Origin of the sequence: Roseivirga misakiensis (genome assembly GCF_001747105.1) — a bacterium.
In the GTDB taxonomy this organism is placed as follows: domain Bacteria; phylum Bacteroidota; class Bacteroidia; order Cytophagales; family Cyclobacteriaceae; genus Roseivirga; species Roseivirga misakiensis.
Genome location: NZ_MDGQ01000005.1, coordinates 2,503,022 through 2,523,168, shown reverse-complemented (window position 1 = coordinate 2,523,168; position 20,147 = coordinate 2,503,022). Strand labels below are relative to the sequence as shown.

Below are 20,147 nucleotides of genomic sequence, written 5' to 3'. Positions count from 1 at the left end.
ACAATTAATTTAATCGGCCTGTTTCCTTCGTATTATTGCACCCAGATTGTGAAACAGATGGCAGTTGTACCCTATAAAGAGAAGGAAAGCGGAAAGAAAGAACAAGTGGCTGAAATGTTCAATAACATCAGCCATCGATACGATTTCCTAAATCATTTTTTAAGTCTCGGTATAGATATACTTTGGAGAAAGAAGGCCGTCAAATTATTGCAAGCCGATCAGCCAAAGCAGATACTTGATGTAGCAACTGGTACAGGAGATTTCGCATTGGAAGCTTTGTCATTAAATCCCGACAGAATTGTTGGTGTTGATATTTCAGCAGGAATGCTGGAAATGGGCAAAGTTAAAATGAAGAAAAAAGGAGTCGATCATATCATCGATATGCAAATGGGGGATAGTGAAAAGCTCCTCTTCGATGACAATACTTTCGATGCCACCATCGTTGCATTTGGAGTAAGGAACTTCGAAAACCTGAAAAAAGGACTCAGCGATATGCATAGAGTCGTAAAACCAGGTGGAAAAACGGTGATTATTGAATTTTCAAGGCCACGTCGGTTTCCAATGAAGCAACTCTACAATTTTTATTTTAAATCGATTCTGCCGATTATTGGAAAACTGATATCTAAGGATCAATCAGCGTACACTTATCTGCCAGAGTCGGTAGACGCCTTTCCAGATGGCCAAGATTTTCTGGATATTCTTAGTGAAGTTGGATATAAGAAGATCGAATGCAGACCTTTGACTTTTGGAATAAGCTCAATTTACATCGGACAAAAATAGTTGTCTTTACCTTACTTATTGCCTTACCCTTCGTAGGAGCAAAAGCCCAAAGCCGAAAGTCTGGTGTTACCCTACACAGGCTAGAAAGTGATCAAAAGACTTTCAAATACGGGTTTTTATTAGGTGTACACACCAATAGCTACGGTATTCAATACTCAGATCGATTTGACACACCTGCGTACGACCAAACCTCTGCAATAATTTCGCAGCAGAATACAGGTTTTGATTTGGGTTTCATGGTAAATTTCAGGTTGGCCGATCAGTTATCGATAAGAGTGGTGCCGGTAAAAATCGGTCTCTACCAAAATGCAGTGGAATACCATAATGTGGATGGTTCTATCCAAGAGCAGCTGATTGAAAGTACGCGAATAGAACCAGGTATCTTCATGAAATATAGAAGCATAAGACGTAATAATACACGTATGTATTTGGTTGCTGGTTTGAGTGGTTCGATCCGATCGGGTCGAGAAGATCTTGTGACAGATGAAGATCGGTTAGAGATCAGAAAAGTAAATATGAAGTTCGAGGTAGGTATAGGAATAGATAACTACTTTGAGTTTTTTAAATTCTCGCCTGAATTTAGATATGCCCGCGGTTTGGCCAACGTTATGAATTCGCAAGACAACTTCTTTCATAATGGGTTGCGGAGAATTACCACCCACAATTTTACTTTATATCTTCATTTCTCCGACTAATCAAACTTTGTCTACATCGTTGGCTAATTTCTCTTAAATTCACTCCACATTAAGATTGAATTGAATGAGTAAAATTGCATTGGTAACAGGCGCTACTTCCGGTATCGGATGGGCAAGTGCCCTCTTGTTAGCTGAGGAAGGTTACGACCTTATTTTGTGTGGAAGAAGGGAAGAGCGACTGGATGAATTAAGCGAAAAGGTTAATACAAAAACATTAAAACTGGCTTTCGACGTGCGCGATCGTGACCGTGTAAAAGAAGCCATTTCTTCCATTCCCGAAAACTGGAAATCAATTGATATACTCATCAACAATGCTGGTAATGCACATGGGCTTTCAAAGGTCCAAGATGGAAATATCGATGATTGGGATGCCATGATTGATATTAATGTAAAAGGCTTGCTGTACGTCACCAAAGCCATAGTTCCGGGTATGGTCGAAAGAGGGGCTGGCCATGTGGTAAATATTGGTTCTATTGCGGGTAAAGAAGTCTACCCAAACGGAAACGTTTACTGTGCATCAAAACATGCCGTAGACGCCATCAACAATGGAATGAGAATCGATTTAGTCGGGACAGGGGTTAAGGTTTCTCAAGTTTGTCCTGGACTGGTCGAAACTGAGTTTTCAATGGTTCGGTTCAAAGGAGACGAAGATCGTTCTAAAGGAGTTTATGAAGGTTTTGATGCTTTGACGGCTCACGATGTGGCGGATTTGATAAGGTTTATAGTCACGCGCCCAAAACATGTGAATATCAGTGATACCATGATATTGCCTACAGCACAAGTAGCCTCAACAATTGTAGATAAGAACTAGAAAAAATTTAAGGTGGAAGAACACAATTCAGAAGAAGAGAATCAGCCGGAGGGTTTGCCAATTCCTGAAATTTTCTTGAATAGCGATACAAAAAGCCCCATTACCAATTGTGTACAATGCGATTATGATCTCCTAAGTGGAGGCCGCTATTACGTTATAGAAAAGGTATTCAAGAAATACCCTTCATTTCAGAAAACAGAGATTCTATTCGAATATGCTGTTTGTTCCAAATGCTACGAAAACATGCGCGGGCAATTGTCAAAAGAGAGCATGGAGAATTTGGCGGCCTATATGGCTACAAAAACGGATGTTCAAGCCTTACAGACACGGATGGCCCTTTATCCCGATCAGCCCGAAGAATGGTTGTCTCATTGCATGATTAAAGGCACCCCTAAAAGTGAATTGACTGAATTTCAGATGGGTGCATGCTTTAAAGGTGATCGTTTAATGACAAACTATATGCCGCCGTTTATGATTGGTGGCCTAGCCCTAGAAGAAATGAATGCCCTTTTATCTCAACAAACAAAAGATGAAATGGATGACTTTATGGGAGATAATTTTGGTATACCACCAGAACTGAGAAAAGACCTAATACTGATTTAAAATGATAAAGAAGAATTTCTTAACGCTATTGCTAATACTCATTTTGGTAGCCTGTGGGTCCAAAGAAGAAGTAATCGAGATAGAAAAAGGCGTTTCGCTCGAATTAGCGAACTATAGGAAAGAAGTCCTCTCCATTGTCAATTATAAACTTGAATTTAGAGTTCCCCGAGACTTCAACCAAAGAATTCAAGCGTTAGAAGATCTATCTTTTAATCTTTCTGATAACACTAAAGACCTTCAACTAGATTTCAAAGAAAGCCTTGACCATCTAAAGGGAATAATCGTGAATGGTGTAAGCCAAGATTTGGCTATTGAGAATGAACATATAGTGCTCAAGAAAGAGAATCTAAAAAAAGGGTTCAATAGGGTAGAGCTTAACTTTTTTGCTGGGGAATCTTCGCTGAACAGAAAAGAAGATTTCCTATACACCCTTTTCGTTCCAGATAGAGCTAGAACAGCGTTTCCAGTGTTTGATCAACCGAATTTAAAAGCAACTTTTGAACTTACGCTGGATTTACCAGAAGACTGGTCCGCGATCGCCAATGGACCGATTTATACAGCGACGATCAAGGATGGTAGGAAGACATATGAGTTCCAAAAATCTGATTTAATCAGTACCTATTTATTCTCCTTTGTCGCTGGTGAGTTTGAGTCAATCACCAGAAGTGTAGCAGGTAGAGAAATGACCATGCTGCACCGAGAAACGGATGAAGAAAAAGTGAAAAGAAACATTGATTTTATCTTTTACTTACATGGCGCCTCTTTGCAATGGTTAGAGCAGTATACGGGTATCAAATACCCGTTCAAAAAATTTGATTTCGCTTTAATTCCGAGTTTTCAATACGGTGGAATGGAGCATGTTGGAGCCATCCAATATAGAGCTAGTTCACTTTTCCTAGATGAAGATCCATCGCAGAGCAGATTATTGGGACGTGCAAGCCTCATTGCCCATGAAACTGCCCACATGTGGTTTGGGAATTTGGTGACTATGGATTGGTTTAATGATGTTTGGACCAAAGAAGTATTCGCCAATTTCATGGCTGCGAAAATGGTAAACCCGAGCTTCCCGACAATCGATCATGAATTGAATTTCTTAGTAAGACACTATCCATCGGCTTATGGGGTGGATAGAACGAAAGGGGCCAACCCGATCAGGCAGTATTTACCAAATTTGAAAGAAGCGGGTCAGATGTATGGACCTATCATTTACAACAAAGCCCCGATTATGATGCGTCAACTTGAGAAACTTGTTGGTGAAGATAAATTTCAAGAGGGCATGCGAGAATATTTGTCTGCCTTTTCTAATCGAAATGCGACTTGGCCTGACCTCATCGATATTCTTGATCAAAAGACAACTACTGATCTAAAAGAATGGAGCGAGGTTTGGGTAAATACACCCGGACGACCTGATTTTAGTTTGTCCGTGAAAAAAGAAGAACAAAATGTTGTTGCGGCTTTGTATCAGAATGATCCGAAGAGTGATCGCGTTTGGCCGCAAAGCTTGAAAATGAAGCTCTATAACCTTCAGCAACAATCTATAAAAGAGTCGACCATAAATTCTGGGGGCGAACCTTTTGAATTGAAAATGGACTCAAACTGGGAATTTTTCGAAGCATTGGTCAATTCAGATGGTATGGGTTATGGCCTTTTTCCACCTGCCTATCAGTTGGTGCAATCCAGATGGTCGGCATTATCCGATCTTGAAAAAGGGACGCTTATTGTCAACCTCTATGAGAATTTGATAGAACCTGAAAACTATGGAAAAGAAGGTCAATACACACCAGAACAATATGTAGGTTTGATTAAATGGATGGTAGTCAAAGAAAAAAATCAGTTGATTCTAAATCTCGTTCTAGGTCAATTGAACACTGTTTATTGGAACTTGTTGACACCAGATCAAAGAAACCGAATCTCACCTGATCTCGAAAGAACGCTATTTCATGCGATGAATGATCTTACGGAAGATCCTGCAATTAAAAAGACCTTCTTTAATGCTTTTAGGAACGTGAGTATCAGCAAAGTCAATCTGGATAGACTTTATAACATATGGAAAACTGGGCCTGGACCAATTCAAGGGTTGAGACTTTCGGAAAATGATAAAACCAGCTTAGCTGGTCAACTGGCTATTAAAATGCCAGATCGAGCGGGAGAGATTATACATGAACAATTGACTAGGATTAGCAACCCCGATCGTAAAAAGAGATTTGAGTTTTTAATGCCAGCCATGTCAAGTGATGTGGCAGAAAGAGATACCTTTTTTGAGTCGCTTAAAGACGAGAAAAACCGTGAAACTGAATCATGGGTATTAGCAGGATTAGGCTTTTTACATCATCCGTTGAGGCAAGAGTCTTCTTTGAAGTACGTAATGCCAAGTCTAGAATTACTACAGGAAATTCAGATCACTGGAGATATTTTCTTTCCATCGAGATGGCTTGGACAAACGCTTGGGAGATATAATCAGGAAGAAGTGACTGAAATAATTGATGACTTCTTAGCAGCTAACCCTAATTATAGTGAGCAATTAGCAATGAAGGTGCGTCAGTCAGGAGATATGGCCTTAAGATCAAGTCAAGTCTTGAAAAAACTGAGCTTACTTCAGAATCAGTAGTGTAATCAGGAGGGCAAAAAAATAACCCCTCTTTCGAACGGTTGCTTAATGACCATTTTTATCGACTTAGGGATGTCTCTTGCATTATAATTGCCCCATGTTATAGCGACTTGGGTTTGTCATTTCGTTTATAAAACTAATTAAAGGACAATTAAGTTCCATTACCCTCAAATTACCTTATGATCAATAATTCAAAAAAAATAACCCACCCGAGGTTTCAGGTAGGTTAATTATCAATGTAAAATAGTTCTTCTCTTAAGAGATTCTTTCGATCAAATCCGCCGCTCGGTTTGAGTAACCAGCTTCATTGTCGTACCAACCAACTACCTTCACTAAGGTTCCTTGAGCAGAAGTTAATTGAGAATCGAAAATATTTGAGTGAGGGTTTCCGACGATATCGATAGATACGATTGGATCCTCAGTATATTCCAAAATACCTTTCATTGGTCCATCAGCAGCAGCTTTCATTGCGGCATTGATTTTCTCTTTCGTAGCTTCTTTTTTAAGCACTACTGTAAGGTCAGTTAATGAACCATCAGGAATAGGAACTCTCATGGCTATACCATCTAATTTACCTGCTAAGTGAGGCAATACAAGTCCTACAGCTTTAGCTGCGCCAGTAGAAGTTGGGATGATTGAATAAGCACCTGCTCTAGCTCTTCTCAAATCTCTGTGAGGAGCATCTTGTAATCTCTGATCTGAAGTATAAGCATGAACCGTAGTAATGTAACCATGCTCAATACCGAAGGCATCGTCCAATACTTTGGCCATTGGTGCCAAGCAGTTAGTTGTACATGATGCGTTAGAAAGGATAGTTTCTTCACCAGTCATTGTATCATCGTTAACACCTAATACAACAGTTGGAACTCCTCCTTTAGCAGGGGCAGAGATAACTACTTTTTTAGCGCCAGCTTCTAGGTGTTGTCCAGCACCAGCTTCATCTAGAAAGAAACCAGTAGATTCCAAAACCACATCAACAGCCAAGTCGCTCCAAGGGAGGTTTCTTGGTTCTCTTTCAGCGTATATTTTAATTTCCTTACCATTAACAACAATGCCGTCTGCAGTTGCAGATACAGTGCCGTCAAATCTACCATGTACAGAATCGTACTTTAAAAGGTGAGCAAGGGTTTTAGTATCAGTCAAGTCATTGATTGCTACTACTTCAATGTTTTCTTTTTTTAATAATGCTTTGAAAGTTAATCTACCGATTCTTCCAAAACCATTAATCGCTACTCTTGTCATAGACATAATCCTTAACGGTTTAAAGGTTATTTTTCGAGGTGCAAAGCTAACAAAGCCCTACGCCTTTTCAAATATAAATGAACCTAACTCTGGGATAGTTCCTTTGGGATCGATTGAAATTTTTTACCAATGATTTTTTTGCAAATAAAAGTGGCACATCTATATTTGCAGACCGTTAAGAATGGTCCGTTCGTCTAGGGGTTAGGACGCCAGGTTTTCATCCTGGTAACAGGGGTTCGATTCCCCTACGGACTACTTTAAGGAGCTCAGCTTTATGCTGAGCTTTTTTTGTGCCCTAAGAGGGCTTACCCTAAAGGCTGGCCCTTCGCTATATTCTTGCGCTGGAAGAATTTTTAACGCTTAGTCCTCCTACGGACTACTTTAAAGAGCTTAGCTTTTTTTATTTGTTCACTGATCACTCCCTTGCAGCCATCCAAGAAAACTGTTATAATGCATAGAAATAGATAATGTTATGATTTTAGGAGTATCAGGTTGGGTTGGCGACAAAATGGGATTCACAGAACAACAAGTTAGAATCGGATTTGTAATCGGATTCTTTGTTTTTGGAGTAGGAGTTGGTCTTTACCTTATTCTTTGGTTAGTGAAGGTAATTTCAGGAGAGTGATTTCAGGCAAATAGCTCCTCTGTACCGTTCACTATATTAACATCAAAGAACCTTGGCGATATCCCAAAAGCCTCTTCGTATCTCCTAGAGATTGTGCTTTTGAATTCGGCTATCTGCTTTGTCTCAAGTAGGTTGATTGTACAACCACCAAAACCACCACCCATTAGTCTAGCACCGAGGATATAAGGCATCTGGTGAGTAGTATCCACCAAGAAGTCCAATTCTTGACAACTGACTTCGTACTGGTTTTTTAGTCCTTCATGTGAAGCATATATCAATTGCCCGACTTCACTTAGATTACCTTCTTCTAAAAGTCTGCTGACTTTTTCCACCCGATCATTCTCTTCGATTACAAAATTGAGCCTTTGTCTTATGATTGGGTTTAAGTCCTTCTTCTCTTTTAACATCGCAGAACTAATTTCTCTAACACTTTTGACACCAAAAGACTCGGCCGCTTTAATACAATCATTCTTCCGATTGTTGTATCCAGAAGAAGCAAGAGAGTGTTTAACTTGAGAATCGCAGACAATGAATGAGTAGTCTCCCAAAGCCAGCGAAGCATATGAAACCTCTTGTGATCGGCAGTCTATTTTCAAGACTTGATCTTTTTTGCCCAGTAAACTTGCCGATTGATCCATAGTACCGCACTGAAGGCCTACATATTCATGTTCAGTTTGCTGAGCCACCAATACCAGTTCTTGCCGACTCAATCCACCATTGAACAATTCATTAAGCCCAAAGGCGAAACAACAGCAAATCGCTGCGGAAGAAGAGAGACCCGCTCCTATAGGTATGTTACTAGAAAAAGTGCAATCGACCCCAGTAACTTGAACCCCTTTCTCAAGGAGTATTTCGCATACCCCGATAAAGTAGCTTGACCAATGCTCTTTTGGATCGCTTTTACTCCCAGAAAGCTCAATAGAGATCTCCTCATCTATATCTAAGGCTTTCACTCGTATTAAGCCATCATTATTTTGAGCAATGGCTATGGTTACATACTTATCAATTGCGGCAGGTAGCACCAACCCCATGTTGTAATCAGTATGATCACCAATTACATTAATTCTACCAGGTGAACGAAAGTATCGGGGTGTAGCAGCTGATAATTTGCCAAATTCTTGCGCGATCGATCGGAGGCTCGTCATTGAAATACGATGTATAAAACGGTTAGTATAATGCAGATCCCCACGGCTCCAATATTAAAAGCGGGACTAGTCTTAAAATTAAAATTGCCAATTGTCAATGCCTTCGAAGATGGTTGCCCTTTACCTTCAAGTAGTGAGGTTACAATCATCAAGACGCAACAAATCAAGAATACGTATCCCATTCGATCTAAGAATGGAACATGATCCATAAATTGCTTAAAGAGAATCGACGCGATAAACGTGGCAAGCCCTCCGACCAAGGCCGCGTTTGGTGTTGTCTTTTTCCAAAACATACCTAGCAAGAAAATAGCCACCACGCCAGGGGTTACAAATCCCGTGTACTCCTGTATATATTGGAAAGCTTGATCTAATTCGCTCAAAAGGGGAGAAACCAGCACAGCGAGAACAAAGCCGATCAAAGCGGCCAATCGACCCACTTTTACCAACTTAGTTTCAGAGGCATTCTTACCAATATACTCTTTGTAGATATCCATTGTGAAAATGGTGGCGGTACTATTGGCCATAGAAGCTAAAGAGGATATGATAGCTGCAACAAGTGCAGCAAACGCTATTCCCTTAAACCCAGAAGGCAGAAAGCCTAAAAGAGCAGGGTAGGCCTTATCTTTTTTCACTTCCATTAAATCAGGATCTACCATCACCTTCGTAATGCTTTCATCTCCAAGCGAATTAAAGGCATCACTCGCAATTTGCATATTGCCAACATCTACTAGCCCTTCTTTTTGAACGAGATAGTAGGCTGCAATACCCGGCACCACAACTATTAAAGGCATAAGTAACTTTAAATAGCCGGCAAACATAACCCCCAATTGTGCGTCTTTTAATGATTTTGCAGCAAGTGCTCTTTGAACAATATATTGGTTTAAGCCCCAATAGCTGATATTGGCGATCCACATTCCACCAATGATAACGCCCCAACCAGGAAGGTCTTTGAAGTACGGGTGGCTTCTATCTAAAATGGAATCAAAATGGCTTGAAGTTTCTGCCATAAGCGTTTGAAAACCCTCAATAGCGCCAGCACCGTCTCCAACTTGATCGAGCGCGAGGTAGGTAGTTGCCAAACCTCCTATCACCAAAACGATCACCTGGATAACATCCGTCCAAGCTACCGCCGATAAACCTCCATAAATAGAGTAACCCATTGCGAATAATGCTAAGGCTATCGTAGCTGTCAGCCGGTCTACACCCATGACTGTTTCTATAGCAAGAGAACCTAGGTATAGAACAGAGGTCAAGTTCACAAAAACGTAAACCCCAATCCAGAAAGTAGCCATGACTGTTTTTACGTTTTTATTGTACCGCTCAGCTAGAAATTGAGGCATGGTGTAAATCTGCTTCTTAATGAAGATTGGGAGCAAAAATTTACCAACAAGTAAAAGCGTTAATGCTCCCATCCATTCATAAGACGAAATGGCTATGCCCAAAGCAAAACCAGAACCTGACATACCGATGAACTGTTCGGCAGAAATGTTTGCGGCAATAAAAGAGGCACCAATGGCCCACCAAGTCAATGATTTACCAGCTAGGAAATAGTCCTGCGATGTTTTTTCAATGTTCCTCTTTCGAGTAGAAATGTATAATCCAACGCCGATAATGATCGCGCAGTAGCTGATGAAAACAACTAAGTCTAATGTTGACATTTCGGAATATAATAAGAAGATGTTTAAACTGATCAGCTAGGTCTATCGAAAAGTCAACAATGATCGATACTAGAACAAACCTGACTGCCATATAAGTCAGCATTGGGGCTTGATATTTTGTTCTTAAATTAAAGGCAAATGTTCATGATTTTATGATGACTCAAATCAGACTTATCGCCATTACGCTTGCCTTTATTTTTTCATCTAATGCATTTGCACAAACTGGAAATGGCTATTGGAAAATAAAGAATACCAACGCCATAGCGTGGGAGTTAAAAAGCGATCATCAGTTGCCACATAGTGACAATATAGAAATGGCGGGTAAAAGGGTCGCTGGTATTGTGAGCTATGCTGTGGATGAAAATGGAATACTTACTTTGAGTCGGCAAGTCTTTTTCCCACAGTTACACCCATTCATTAAGTCCACTGATCCCGGGTGGTATGTTTTCAGGGCATATTTAAAGGATACTCATGAAGATGACATTTTGCCAAAAGTATTTTTAGGCGATAAACGAATTGTACCAGGAACATTGAAGAAAGTCACGATCGATGGGGTGATTAGCTTCGACCACAACCCTTCCAAATCGGGGATTTCTATTTCGCGGAAACTATTTCCTTCATCCTCTGAGCGGATGTTCGTGGAAGAATTGACTTTAACCAACACAACTTCTCAAACCTTAGATTTAGATATCGGTCATGTGACCAAGCAGTATTCAGACCGAGGTGAAAGCGGTGAATTTATCACAACTATTCAATCTGATGCGCCAGAAAAAGTAAGCTTAAACGCTGGTGAATCCTTTTCGTATGCCGTCAAAATAATGGCGCAAATGGCTTCAGAAGTTTTACCTCGTCAAACAGCTGAACAGGCTTTGGCAGAAAGAGAAGCTTTCTTGAAACAGATGTCTGATGCGCTTATACTGGAAACACCTGATAAGACGCTGAATACCTTATTTGAATTTTCTAAAGTCCGAGCTTCAGAAAGCATTTTTGAGTCAAAGTTGGGGTTGATCCACTCACCCGGTGGTGGCCGATATTATGTGGGTATTTGGGCAAATGATCAGGCGGAATATGTTAGTCCATTTTTTCCATTTTTAGGGTATGATGTCGGAAATGAATCCGCCATTAACACTTATAAAGCTTTTGTAACAGATACCGATGACAGCTACACTAAAATTAGATATGCGTTTGAGGTGGAAGATAAAAGACCTCCATCACCATTAGATAGAGGGGATGCCGCTATGATCGCTTATGGAGCGAGTCAGTTTGCCTTGGCACTAGGAGATAAAGCTGTGGCCAAAGAAATATGGCCGCTGATTCAGTGGTCATTAGAATATAACCGCCGCCAGTTGAATGATGAAGGGGTAGTAAAGTCGGAATCCGATGAAATGGAGGGTAGAATTGAAACAGGGGACGCTAATTTATCGACCGCAGCGCTCTACTATGGTGCTTTGGATCATGCCGCCGACTTGGCAAAGGCCTTAGGAGAGCCAAAGAGGGTATCTAACACTTATAGAAAACAAGCGAAAACGCTCGCGCAAAACATTGAAAATTACTTCGGGGCCAATGTTGAGGGATTAGATACTTATAAATACTACAAAGAACATAAATACCTGAGGCATTGGATTTGTCTCCCACTGGTAGTGGGTATAAATGATCGAAAAGATGCTACTATTGAGGCGTTATTCGATCGATTGTGGACTGAAAATGGCGTTCACGTTGAAAAGAACAGCGATAACGAAGCCGTTACCAAAATCTTCTGGGATCGCGGTACATTATACGCCCTTCGTGGTACATTCCTTTCTGGTGCCACAGATGTCTCTTTAAGCAAGCTCCAAGAGTTCTCCAATACTAGGCTGTTAGGGAACAGAGTGCCCTATGTGGTAGAAGCCTTTCCAGAAGGTAGCATGGCGCATCTTTCGGCAGAAAGTGGATTGTATTGCCGTGTGTTTATTGAAGGCATGTTCGGCATGAAAATTACTGGGTTTGACAGTTTTAAGTTGCAACCAAGACTTCCAAACGGATGGAATGAAATGGCTTTGCGAAGCATCCGTGCCTTCGGTAAAAACTTCGATCTAGAAGTGAAAAGAGATGGCGATAGGACGAATATCAAAATCATTGATCATGAAAGTGGCGAAATTCTTATGAACCAAAGCACTGACCTTAGTAAGGCAATGTCCTTCAAATTCAAATAGACCTATAATGAGAAACTTATTTTTACTCGTCGTACTTGTATTCGCAATTTTTTCATGTGATAAGACCACCTCATTGCACAACATTGAAGGAGAATATGAATTGAATGCCGTACCAATGCCACAATCATTTACTCCTGTAAATCAGGTGGTCAGGTTTTCAAATGCTAGCGAAGTCTTTGCATCAGACGACGCACTGAAACCCTTAATTGAGCTTTTTGTCGAAGAGTTGGCTTCCGTTTCTGGTCATTCCTTAGCCATGGCCGAATCAGCAGGAAGTTCAGCAGATATTGTTTTTTCGCTAGACGATTCAATAGCACCTGAGACCTATAAAATCGAGATATCTGAGACAGTCAAAGTTAGTGGAGGTAGTTATGCTGCATTGGCCATGGCACGATCTACGCTTTTACAAATCGCTAGTGATGATGAAGGTCAATTGGCATTTCCGGTAATGACCATAGAAGATACACCTGATTCAGAATACAGAGGCTTAATGATCGATTTGGCCAGAAACTGGCACACGGTAGAAAATCTAAAGAGCTTAATTGATATGGCGTCATTCTACAAGTCGAACTATGTCCATCTACACTTTACTGATTACCAATCATACACCTTGCCTTCGAAGAAATATCCGAATCTTTCAACCCCTGATCGCCATTATACATTTGAAGATTTAGAAGAATTGGAGCGATATTCTCAGAAAAGAGGTATTACAATCATACCAGAAATTGACATACCAGGTCATGCGAGTGCTATTGTGAAGGCTTATCCTGAATTATTTGCGCTAAAAGACATCAAGGAAAACCCTTGGACAATTAATATGGGTAAAGAAGAGGTTTATACGGCACTGGATGAGATTATTGGTGAGCTAATCCCCGTTTTTAAGGCAACGCCTTACTTCCATATCGGTGGAGACGAAGCCATATTTCATAAAGTGGAAAGCGACCCTGATGTTCAGTCCTATATGAAGGCTAATAACCTTGGAGAAGATGTTCACGAATTATATCGACACTTTCTAGTTAGAATGAACGATATCGTCAAAAAGCATGGTAAACAAATGGCAGTTTGGGAAGGCTTCAGAACCGACGGAGAAGTCGAGATTCCGAAAGATATCATAGTCTATGAATTTGAAACCAATCGCTATTTACCGAATGAGCTGGTCAGAGACGGCTACACTGTGGTGAACACCTCTTGGAAACCACTCTATGTTGTTAACAGAAAGAAATTCGCACCAGAAACAATCTACAATTGGAATGTTTGGCGTTGGGAAAACTGGTTCCCTCGGGCACCTTCCTTCGTACCGATCCAATTAGAGAGAACAAACCAAATAGTCGGAGCTCAAATGTGTGCATGGGAGCAACCGCAAGCCTCAGAGTTTAGGAGCTTGAGAAAGAGACTGCCAGTAATGATGGAACGCATTTGGAGTCATGATCAGAGGCAAGCGTTTGATGTATTTATGACCAAACTGGAAGCAACAGATCAAGTGCTATCTAAATTGAGCGGTATCACCGAGCAAGACGATAAGCTTCACGGGTATGACTATGTGGATGATCGACCGAACAAGTAATCTAAGGCTATTCGGATAGTAGCTTTAAGAGCACCCCATTCGTCCAACCGAAACCATCTTGAACAGGGTATTCACCGCCACCACTAAGTAAGTTGGTGTCAACTACATTGTATTTTTCCATCATCTTGCCAGTGTTTTGAAAAACCTTTGTATTCAAGGCTACCCAGTTCTTCTTAATCTGATCAGCCAGATCATTTTGTCCATAATTACGAAGACCTTTTATGGCCATCCATTGCAGCGGTGCCCAGCCATTAGGTGCATCCCACTGTTGGCCCGACTCAAAATTGGTAGTTAATAAGCCACCATCCATTAACAGTTCCTTTTCCATTATACTGGCTACAGCTACCGCTTGATCTTGGTCGCAAATTTCAAAGAAAAGAGGGTAGGAGGCAGCGGCGTTAATTGACGCGGTCTGGTGACCTTCAACCCAATTAAAATCATGAAAATAGGAGGTCGTACTATTCCAGAAATACTTTAGAATAGCCTGCTTCCGATCATCTGCCATTTTAGAATAGTGACCGCGTTGATTTGAATTGTCACTTGCTTTGGCAATGAGTTTTTCCAAATAGTATAGTAGGCAATTCAAGTCAACTTGCACCAAATCAGTAGTCCGGATAGTCGCGAGACTTTCTGGTTTTTCGCACCAACGAGAGCTAAAATCCCACCCAGATTCACAGGCAGCTCTAATATCCAGCAATGTCTTTTTACCAGCATCTCCTTTAGATTCGATCAACTCAACATCATCAGAAAACATTTCAGCTCTTGGATTGGGAATATTGTCGAAATGCCTATTTAGCAGGCTGCTATCAGGCATGCGAACAACTCGTTTAAAGGCCGGTTTTCCATCAGTGACTTGGTCGGCACCAGCCATCCAAAAATCGTGTTCTTTAATTAAGGCAGGTAGAAAAGTGGCTAGCACTTCGTCGCCTTTCTCTTCGGCCAATAAGGCCACCATAGGGGCGAAAAAAGGAGGTTGCGATCGGCCTAGGTAATAACTTCTATTACCATTTGGGATAAAACCGAACTCATCGATCATATAAGCGAAGTTCTTAACCATCGCTTCTATCATATCTACCTTTCCACTCACAGCCAAACCCAACATGGTGAAATAACTGTCCCAATAATATATTTCGTTGAACCTGCCACCTGGTACTATGTAGGGGTGTGGTAATTGTACAAGGGAAGAATGAAAATCCGAAGCCTCTGGTGTTCGAGAGAGAACTTCCCAAAGCTTTTGAATATGATCTTCTACGGGAGCCGTGGTATCACTTTTATAGTCTATTTCTCTGGTGGGTGCCTTACTGAAATAACGCTCGAAAAATGCTTTGATATCAAAACCCTCCTTATCATTTTCTGATCTGTACTTTGCAAGAATTTCTTCTGGAGCCGTAAAGGTTATGGCATCAGAAATTTCCTTTCCATCAGCCCAAAGGCCAGAGGCATGTAAATCGACGAATAATTCCTGTAAGTCATTTTCCAGATGTAAGAGTTTTCCCATGGGCTTAAATTAAATGAACTGCTCGTGCCTTTAAGTTAATGGATAGATTGTATAAATTCATTGAGCAAGGAAAAGGAATATGTCAAAACGAATTATCGTAGTAGGTGCTGGTGCTTGGGGTGGCTGGGCAGCTTATCATTTACAAAAATCGGGTTGTCATGTTACCTTGATCGATAAGAATGGACCTGGAAATGCATGGGCAGGTAGTGGAGGTAAAAGTAGAATCATTCGTTTAGCTTATGGCGGTAATAACGACTACACCAACTTAACCGAAGAGTCTTTAAAACTTTGGAAAGATTATGATGAAAGATGGAATGAAAGTCTATTTCATCAAAAGGAAGCCTTGTGGCTTTTTCGAGGTATTCCCGCCACTTATGCCGATCTATCGGTTCCTTTAATGAAGGCCAAAGGCTATTCCCTAAATCAAGTTCCGATAACTGGATTGGTAGAAAAGTATCCAGAGATAAATTTTTCAGATATCACTAGCGCCTTTATTGAGCGGGAGGCGGGATATCTAGAAGCAAATCGAGCATGTGGTGTTGTCAAAGGTAAATTCGAGCAACTTGGCGGTAGGTATCTTCAAGCAAATGTAATTGCCCTTTCTAAAGCAGAAGGTCGAGTAAATGGTGTAATACTTGATTCTGGAGAGGAGTTGTCCGCGGACTATACCGTTCTCGCTTGTGGACCGTGGCTATCTCAACTTGTTCCAGCCATAAAGGCACATATCCATATTTCTCGACAAGAAGTCTACTACTTTGAGGCGCCATCCCAATATGCAGCACTTCCAATTTGGTTAGAATTTAGAGGTGCCGATCAGATGTATTACGGCATACCCGATCACTTTCAAGAAGGGTTCAAATTTGCCTATGATGAAAGAACTTGGGCACTAGACCCAACTAAGGATGATAGAGGAATCACCGAAGAAATTTTAAGGCAAATGCGAAAGATTTTGGCTAACCGATTTCCAGCACTTGCCAAGGCCAACGTGTTAAAACATCACACCTGTGTCTATGAAAACGCTCAAGATGGAGACTTTATCATCGACGGTATACCGGGAACAAAAAATGCAATGATGTTGGCAGGTTCATCGGGCCATGGTTTTAAAATGGGACCTGCCATAGGTCGATTGATTTCAGATCATTTGCTAGAAGGTAAACCGATACCAACCGCCTTTTCCCTCCAAAGATTTGCCGATAGCTGCCCTAGAAAAAGTCAATACGAAGTAAATTAGTTGGGGTGTAATCTATTGATTGTCAGCGGATTGATTTATTTTTTCAAAAAAACTTCTACATGCTGTAAGAAATAGTGAATGGCTAAGTACTAACTTATTGACAATTCGCTAAATGAAAGAACAACAACAAAACGAAGTCTTTAATGACTGGTTGCAAAAGCACAAGGGCATACTTTTTAAAGTAGTCCGAGCCTATGGAGCCAACCTTGAAGATCAAGAAGATCTCTTTCAAGAGATTGCTGTTCAAGTTTGGCGATCTGTCCCAAAATTCAGGAACGACTGCGCAGTTTCCACCTGGATGTACCGCATTGCCTTGAACACTGCTATAAAATGGAGCAGTAAAGAACGCAAGTACCAAGAAGGGAGAGAAGACATAGCCAAAGCACACATTCTGACCGAACAATCAGAGTTTAAGGATGAAAGACTTGGCTGGCTCTATGAGCAAATTGCCCGACTGGACAACGTAGATAGATCTTTATGCCTCTTATTGCTGGATGGATTCAGTTATAAGGAGATGGCCAAGATCGTGGGAATTTCAGAAAGTTATGTCGGTGTTAGAATAAACCGGATTAAAAAGCACTTGACCCAACAATCAGAAAAAGTATCATAAGATGGAGTTTGAAGAAATGAAAAAGATATGGGATGCGCAGAATGGTCAAGCCATGTATGCAATAGATGAAACTGCGCTACACAATAGAGTAATTAACAAAAAGCAGAAAGCGCGTAGAACCGCTGACTTAACTGAGAAGATATTTATTGCGGCTAATTTCATAGCCAGCGCAATGATCATCGTACCAACAATCATTAAGAATAAAGTGAGTGTTTCAGGTATACTCATGGCCATAGTGATGTTAGTATCGGCAGGGTATATTATCCATAGAAGAAATAAGCGGTTAAAGACGCAGGACAACTTCGATGAGAGTATTTTGGGAGATTTAGACAACGCAATCGCAACCGCCGATTATCAAGTCAAATTCTCTAAAACAAGTCGTTTTTACCTGCTTAGTGTGGTTGTATTATCTATGACAGCACTACTAGAGTCAGGTACGCCTTGGTGGGTGCTAGCCTTAGTAGCAGTTTTCTTTTTTGTCACTTATATAGCGGCGAGATGGGAGCATAGAACATTTTATGCTTCGCAAAAGAGGGACCTCAGGGCCATGCGTGAAAAATTAGTGAACATGGAAAATGAAGAGCCTGAATCACCGATCGATAACATGATTTAAACGCTTTCGATTAGCGGACCTTCAAAGCCGCTACCCAAAAAACAATACCTAAAGTTTTAGAGCAAATACACTTTGGATAGGAATATCCTACGGGAAACGTATGGCCAATTTTTAAAGTAAAATAAAACCAAAATAAGATGACAAGAGCATTGATATTATTAGCGCTAGCACTGATGACCGCCATCGGTTTAAGCGCACAACAAATAACAGGAGATTGGTATGGAGAATTAGGTTCAGGAGAACAGAAAATGCAATTCATTTTCCATGTCAATAAAAGTGCAGATGGACTTCAAACCACTATGGATATTCCGATTAGGAGCCTGAAGGGAATAAAAACTCAAAAAACAACATTTTCGAATAACCAGCTGCACATTGATGGAAAGAACTTTGGGTTCGAATACAAAGGCGTTTACGACAGTGCCACCAAACAAATGAACGGGCACATGATCGAAGGACCAAATCAGGTGCCATTAAACTTGCAACAGGAGAAAATTGAAATTGCGAGAAAAAAGGCCCGTCCCCAAGAGCCAATCAAACCATATCCTTACAAGGCGGAAGAAGTGAAATTCTATAATGAAAAGGATGATGTTAAATTGGCCGGAACTTTGACCTTACCGAGCGAAGGAAGCAAATACCCAGCGGTAATTTTAATCACAGGCAGTGGTCCGCAGAATAGAGACGAAGAGATATTTGGGCATAAACCGTTTCTTGTCCTAGCCGATCATTTGACCAAATTGGGCATCGCTGTACTACGCTATGATGATAGAGGCGTAAATGAGTCAACCGGTACTTTTACCGAGGCCACTACGGCTGATTTTGCAACCGATGTGGAAAGTGCGATCGAATATTTAAAAACGAGAGACGATATTGATCCCAACCAGATTGGCCTCATAGGTCATAGCGAAGGAGGAATCATAGCGCCATTGGTTGCCTCTAAATCCAACGACGTCAACTTTATAGTCTTGTTAGCGGGTACTGGGGTTTCGGGATACGAGACTTCTAGAATTCAGGCCAGAACTTTAAGAGGAGGTCCAGTACCAGATGAAGAAGCATTCGATAAGTTTATTACCGACGCCTTGGATATTGCTTCGGCTAAAGGGGAAGTAGATCAGATTCAGAAAGAGCTTACGGCATTCTACAATAACTCACCTTTTTTCAACGCCATGGCTGGAGAGAGCCCACAAAAAGAGCAAATAGTAAAAGGTTTGGTGGAAATGAGAACCACAAAGTGGATTCGTTACTTTTATCATTACAATCCTGCCGATGCTCTCGAAAAAGTAAGTTGCCCAGTACTCTCACTCAACGGAACTAAGGATCAGCAAGTGCTGGCAGAAGTAAACCAAAGAGGTATTCGCGAAGCTCTGGAAAAAGGAGGCAATCAAGATTTTCAAGTGGTCGCTTTGGAAGGAATGAATCATTTTTTTCAAGAGGCCGAGACTGGGGCAATGAGCGAGTATGACGATATAGAAGAAACCATTTCGCCAAAGGCTTTGACTATGATTTCAAGTTGGATTTTGGAACGTGTGAAGTAAAAACAGAAAGGAGGTACTTAGATCGATTGAGTGCCTCCTTTTTTACATAGAAAGATTGATAATCAGGTTAACTCAATTCGCATAAGGTAATCATCTTGAGGTTCGTTCCCGAGTTGGAAAGTACGCACATCGAAAATCTCCATGCCTTGGCGTTTATAAAAGTCAATGGCTTTTTTATTCTCTTGCCAAACACCAAGCCAGAGCCGTTTTGCCGATCGCTCTTTGGCGATTCCTAAAGCTTTAGCATAAAGTGCTTTTCCAATCTTACGCCCTTGAAACTCATGCTTTACATAAATACGCTCTATTTCAACATCCTCGTTCGTCAGGTTTAGTTTCAGGTAGCCCGTGATTTCTCCATCAAGTCTGGAAAAGTAGAAAGTGGTATTTGGGTTTTGGAGTTGAGACTGAATTTTCTCTAAGGTGAAACTAGACTTCAAGTAATCTGCTAGGTTTTGTGGGTCATTTTGGTCTTGAAAAGTCTCTCGAAATGTTGTCTCACCAAAAGATCGGAGTACTTCTGCCTCCGAATATTGAACGGATTCTATTTTAATCGAGAAAGAGCTCATTTTCCTACTGTGCCTAATTCAGATGTTTAATGGACGTTGTAAAAATAGTGGAGTAGAGCATATCAATCAGAACATTGACCGACAATTGTGTAGAAAACGATCGCTTTTATGTCAGTTTCAACCCATGCGTCATTTATTTTCAATCAGTTGCATTCAAGAATGAGCATCTGCTAG

The 20,147-nt window shown here is 40.9% G+C and carries 17 protein-coding genes and 1 tRNA gene; 13 read left to right on the top strand and 5 right to left on the bottom strand.

All coding sequences use genetic code 11. The features are described from left to right. Positions 1 to 57: 57 nt before the first annotated feature. The 5 genes from ubiE to BFP71_RS18640 all read left to right on the top strand — a co-directional run bounded on the left by ubiE (position 58) and on the right by BFP71_RS18640 (position 5,497). Positions 58 to 780 (top strand): bifunctional demethylmenaquinone methyltransferase/2-methoxy-6-polyprenyl-1,4-benzoquinol methylase UbiE, encoded by a 723-nt coding sequence (ubiE, locus tag BFP71_RS18660; protein ID WP_069836917.1) that lies wholly within the window; start codon positions 58 to 60, stop codon positions 778 to 780. Further along, the gene (porT, locus tag BFP71_RS18655) at positions 729 to 1,475 is read left to right on the top strand and encodes a type IX secretion/gliding motility protein PorT/SprT (protein WP_069836916.1); all 747 of its coding nucleotides are present in this window, start codon (positions 729 to 731) and stop codon (positions 1,473 to 1,475) included. Before ubiE ends, porT begins: the two co-directional genes overlap by 52 nt. Positions 1,476 to 1,539: 64 nt before the next feature. Further along, entirely contained in the window at positions 1,540 to 2,286 is a 747-nt protein-coding gene (locus BFP71_RS18650) for an SDR family NAD(P)-dependent oxidoreductase (RefSeq protein WP_069836915.1), read from the top strand. Between the two features lie 12 nt (positions 2,287 to 2,298). Beyond that, positions 2,299 to 2,889 carry a hypothetical protein gene (locus tag BFP71_RS18645; protein WP_069836914.1) on the top strand — a complete coding sequence of 197 codons (591 nt, stop codon included), beginning with the start codon at positions 2,299 to 2,301 and terminating at the stop codon, positions 2,887 to 2,889. A 1-nt stretch (position 2,890) separates the two neighbouring features. Beyond that, complete coding sequence (locus BFP71_RS18640) at positions 2,891 to 5,497, top strand: M1 family aminopeptidase (protein ID WP_069836913.1); 2,607 nt, start codon at positions 2,891 to 2,893, stop codon at positions 5,495 to 5,497. Positions 5,498 to 5,752: 255 nt separating this feature from the next. Here the strand turns inward: BFP71_RS18640 and gap are convergent, their stop codons facing one another. Beyond that, entirely contained in the window at positions 5,753 to 6,745 is a 993-nt protein-coding gene (gene gap / locus BFP71_RS18635; protein ID WP_069836912.1) for a type I glyceraldehyde-3-phosphate dehydrogenase, read from the bottom strand. Between the two features lie 177 nt (positions 6,746 to 6,922). Here gap and BFP71_RS18630 point away from each other — a divergent pair. Further along, positions 6,923 to 6,994, top strand: a tRNA-Glu gene (locus BFP71_RS18630). Positions 6,995 to 7,211: 217 nt separating this feature from the next. After that, positions 7,212 to 7,364 (top strand): PspC domain-containing protein, encoded by a 153-nt coding sequence (locus tag BFP71_RS19290; RefSeq protein ID WP_141719807.1) that lies wholly within the window; start codon positions 7,212 to 7,214, stop codon positions 7,362 to 7,364. Between the two features lie 2 nt (positions 7,365 to 7,366). On the opposite strand, the gene galK is transcribed toward BFP71_RS19290, so the two are convergent. Next, entirely contained in the window at positions 7,367 to 8,509 is a 1,143-nt protein-coding gene (galK, locus tag BFP71_RS18625; protein ID WP_069836911.1) for a galactokinase, read from the bottom strand. Continuing rightward, entirely contained in the window at positions 8,506 to 10,167 is a 1,662-nt protein-coding gene (locus BFP71_RS18620) for a sodium/sugar symporter (RefSeq protein ID WP_069836910.1), read from the bottom strand. Before BFP71_RS18620 ends, galK begins: the two co-directional genes overlap by 4 nt. Positions 10,168 to 10,319: 152 nt before the next feature. Between BFP71_RS18620 and BFP71_RS18615 the strand changes: the two genes are divergently transcribed. Both BFP71_RS18615 and BFP71_RS18610 read left to right on the top strand, forming a co-directional pair. Continuing rightward, the gene (locus tag BFP71_RS18615) at positions 10,320 to 12,359 is read left to right on the top strand and encodes a glucosidase family protein (RefSeq protein ID WP_069836909.1); all 2,040 of its coding nucleotides are present in this window, start codon (positions 10,320 to 10,322) and stop codon (positions 12,357 to 12,359) included. 7 nt (positions 12,360 to 12,366) lie between these two features. Beyond that, a complete protein-coding gene (locus BFP71_RS18610) occupies positions 12,367 to 13,923 on the top strand; it encodes a family 20 glycosylhydrolase (RefSeq protein ID WP_069836908.1) in 1,557 nt (518 codons plus the stop codon). 7 nt (positions 13,924 to 13,930) lie between these two features. Here the strand turns inward: BFP71_RS18610 and treF are convergent, their stop codons facing one another. Next, complete coding sequence (gene treF / locus BFP71_RS18605; protein ID WP_069836907.1) at positions 13,931 to 15,421, bottom strand: alpha,alpha-trehalase TreF; 1,491 nt, start codon at positions 15,419 to 15,421, stop codon at positions 13,931 to 13,933. 79 nt (positions 15,422 to 15,500) lie between these two features. Between treF and BFP71_RS18600 the strand changes: the two genes are divergently transcribed. From BFP71_RS18600 to BFP71_RS18585, 4 genes are all read left to right on the top strand, one after another. After that, positions 15,501 to 16,652, top strand: coding sequence for an NAD(P)/FAD-dependent oxidoreductase (locus tag BFP71_RS18600; RefSeq protein ID WP_069836906.1), 1,152 nt, complete (start codon positions 15,501 to 15,503; stop codon positions 16,650 to 16,652). Between the two features lie 112 nt (positions 16,653 to 16,764). After that, complete coding sequence (locus tag BFP71_RS18595) at positions 16,765 to 17,262, top strand: RNA polymerase sigma factor (RefSeq protein ID WP_069836905.1); 498 nt, start codon at positions 16,765 to 16,767, stop codon at positions 17,260 to 17,262. 1 nt (position 17,263) lies between these two features. Next, positions 17,264 to 17,875: a hypothetical protein gene (locus tag BFP71_RS18590; protein ID WP_069836904.1), complete on the top strand. Its 612-nt coding sequence runs from the start codon at positions 17,264 to 17,266 to the stop codon at positions 17,873 to 17,875. Positions 17,876 to 18,012: 137 nt separating this feature from the next. After that, entirely contained in the window at positions 18,013 to 19,407 is a 1,395-nt protein-coding gene (locus BFP71_RS18585; protein ID WP_069836903.1) for an alpha/beta hydrolase family protein, read from the top strand. A 62-nt stretch (positions 19,408 to 19,469) separates the two neighbouring features. Here the strand turns inward: BFP71_RS18585 and BFP71_RS18580 are convergent, their stop codons facing one another. After that, positions 19,470 to 19,973 (bottom strand): GNAT family N-acetyltransferase, encoded by a 504-nt coding sequence (locus BFP71_RS18580; protein ID WP_069836902.1) that lies wholly within the window; start codon positions 19,971 to 19,973, stop codon positions 19,470 to 19,472. Positions 19,974 to 20,147: the final 174 nt, after the last annotated feature.

Excerpts from the sequence above, each read along its gene's own strand:
- ubiE (WP_069836917.1), top strand. The coding sequence starts at position 58 with ATGGCAGTTGTACCCTATAAAGAGAAGGAAAGCGGAAAGAAAGAACAA.
- porT (WP_069836916.1), top strand. The coding sequence starts at position 729 with ATGCAGACCTTTGACTTTTGGAATAAGCTCAATTTACATCGGACAAAA.
- BFP71_RS18650 (WP_069836915.1), top strand. The coding sequence starts at position 1,540 with ATGAGTAAAATTGCATTGGTAACAGGCGCTACTTCCGGTATCGGATGG.
- BFP71_RS18640 (WP_069836913.1), top strand. The coding sequence starts at position 2,891 with ATGATAAAGAAGAATTTCTTAACGCTATTGCTAATACTCATTTTGGTA.
- gap (WP_069836912.1), bottom strand. The coding sequence starts at position 6,745 with ATGTCTATGACAAGAGTAGCGATTAATGGTTTTGGAAGAATCGGTAGA.
- BFP71_RS19290 (WP_141719807.1), top strand. The coding sequence starts at position 7,212 with ATGATTTTAGGAGTATCAGGTTGGGTTGGCGACAAAATGGGATTCACA.
- galK (WP_069836911.1), bottom strand. The coding sequence starts at position 8,509 with ATGACGAGCCTCCGATCGATCGCGCAAGAATTTGGCAAATTATCAGCT.
- BFP71_RS18620 (WP_069836910.1), bottom strand. The coding sequence starts at position 10,167 with ATGTCAACATTAGACTTAGTTGTTTTCATCAGCTACTGCGCGATCATT.
- BFP71_RS18615 (WP_069836909.1), top strand. The coding sequence starts at position 10,320 with ATGATGACTCAAATCAGACTTATCGCCATTACGCTTGCCTTTATTTTT.
- BFP71_RS18610 (WP_069836908.1), top strand. The coding sequence starts at position 12,367 with ATGAGAAACTTATTTTTACTCGTCGTACTTGTATTCGCAATTTTTTCA.
- treF (WP_069836907.1), bottom strand. The coding sequence starts at position 15,421 with ATGGGAAAACTCTTACATCTGGAAAATGACTTACAGGAATTATTCGTC.
- BFP71_RS18600 (WP_069836906.1), top strand. The coding sequence starts at position 15,501 with ATGTCAAAACGAATTATCGTAGTAGGTGCTGGTGCTTGGGGTGGCTGG.
- BFP71_RS18595 (WP_069836905.1), top strand. The coding sequence starts at position 16,765 with ATGAAAGAACAACAACAAAACGAAGTCTTTAATGACTGGTTGCAAAAG.
- BFP71_RS18590 (WP_069836904.1), top strand. The coding sequence starts at position 17,264 with ATGGAGTTTGAAGAAATGAAAAAGATATGGGATGCGCAGAATGGTCAA.
- BFP71_RS18585 (WP_069836903.1), top strand. The coding sequence starts at position 18,013 with ATGACAAGAGCATTGATATTATTAGCGCTAGCACTGATGACCGCCATC.
- BFP71_RS18580 (WP_069836902.1), bottom strand. The coding sequence starts at position 19,973 with ATGAGCTCTTTCTCGATTAAAATAGAATCCGTTCAATATTCGGAGGCA.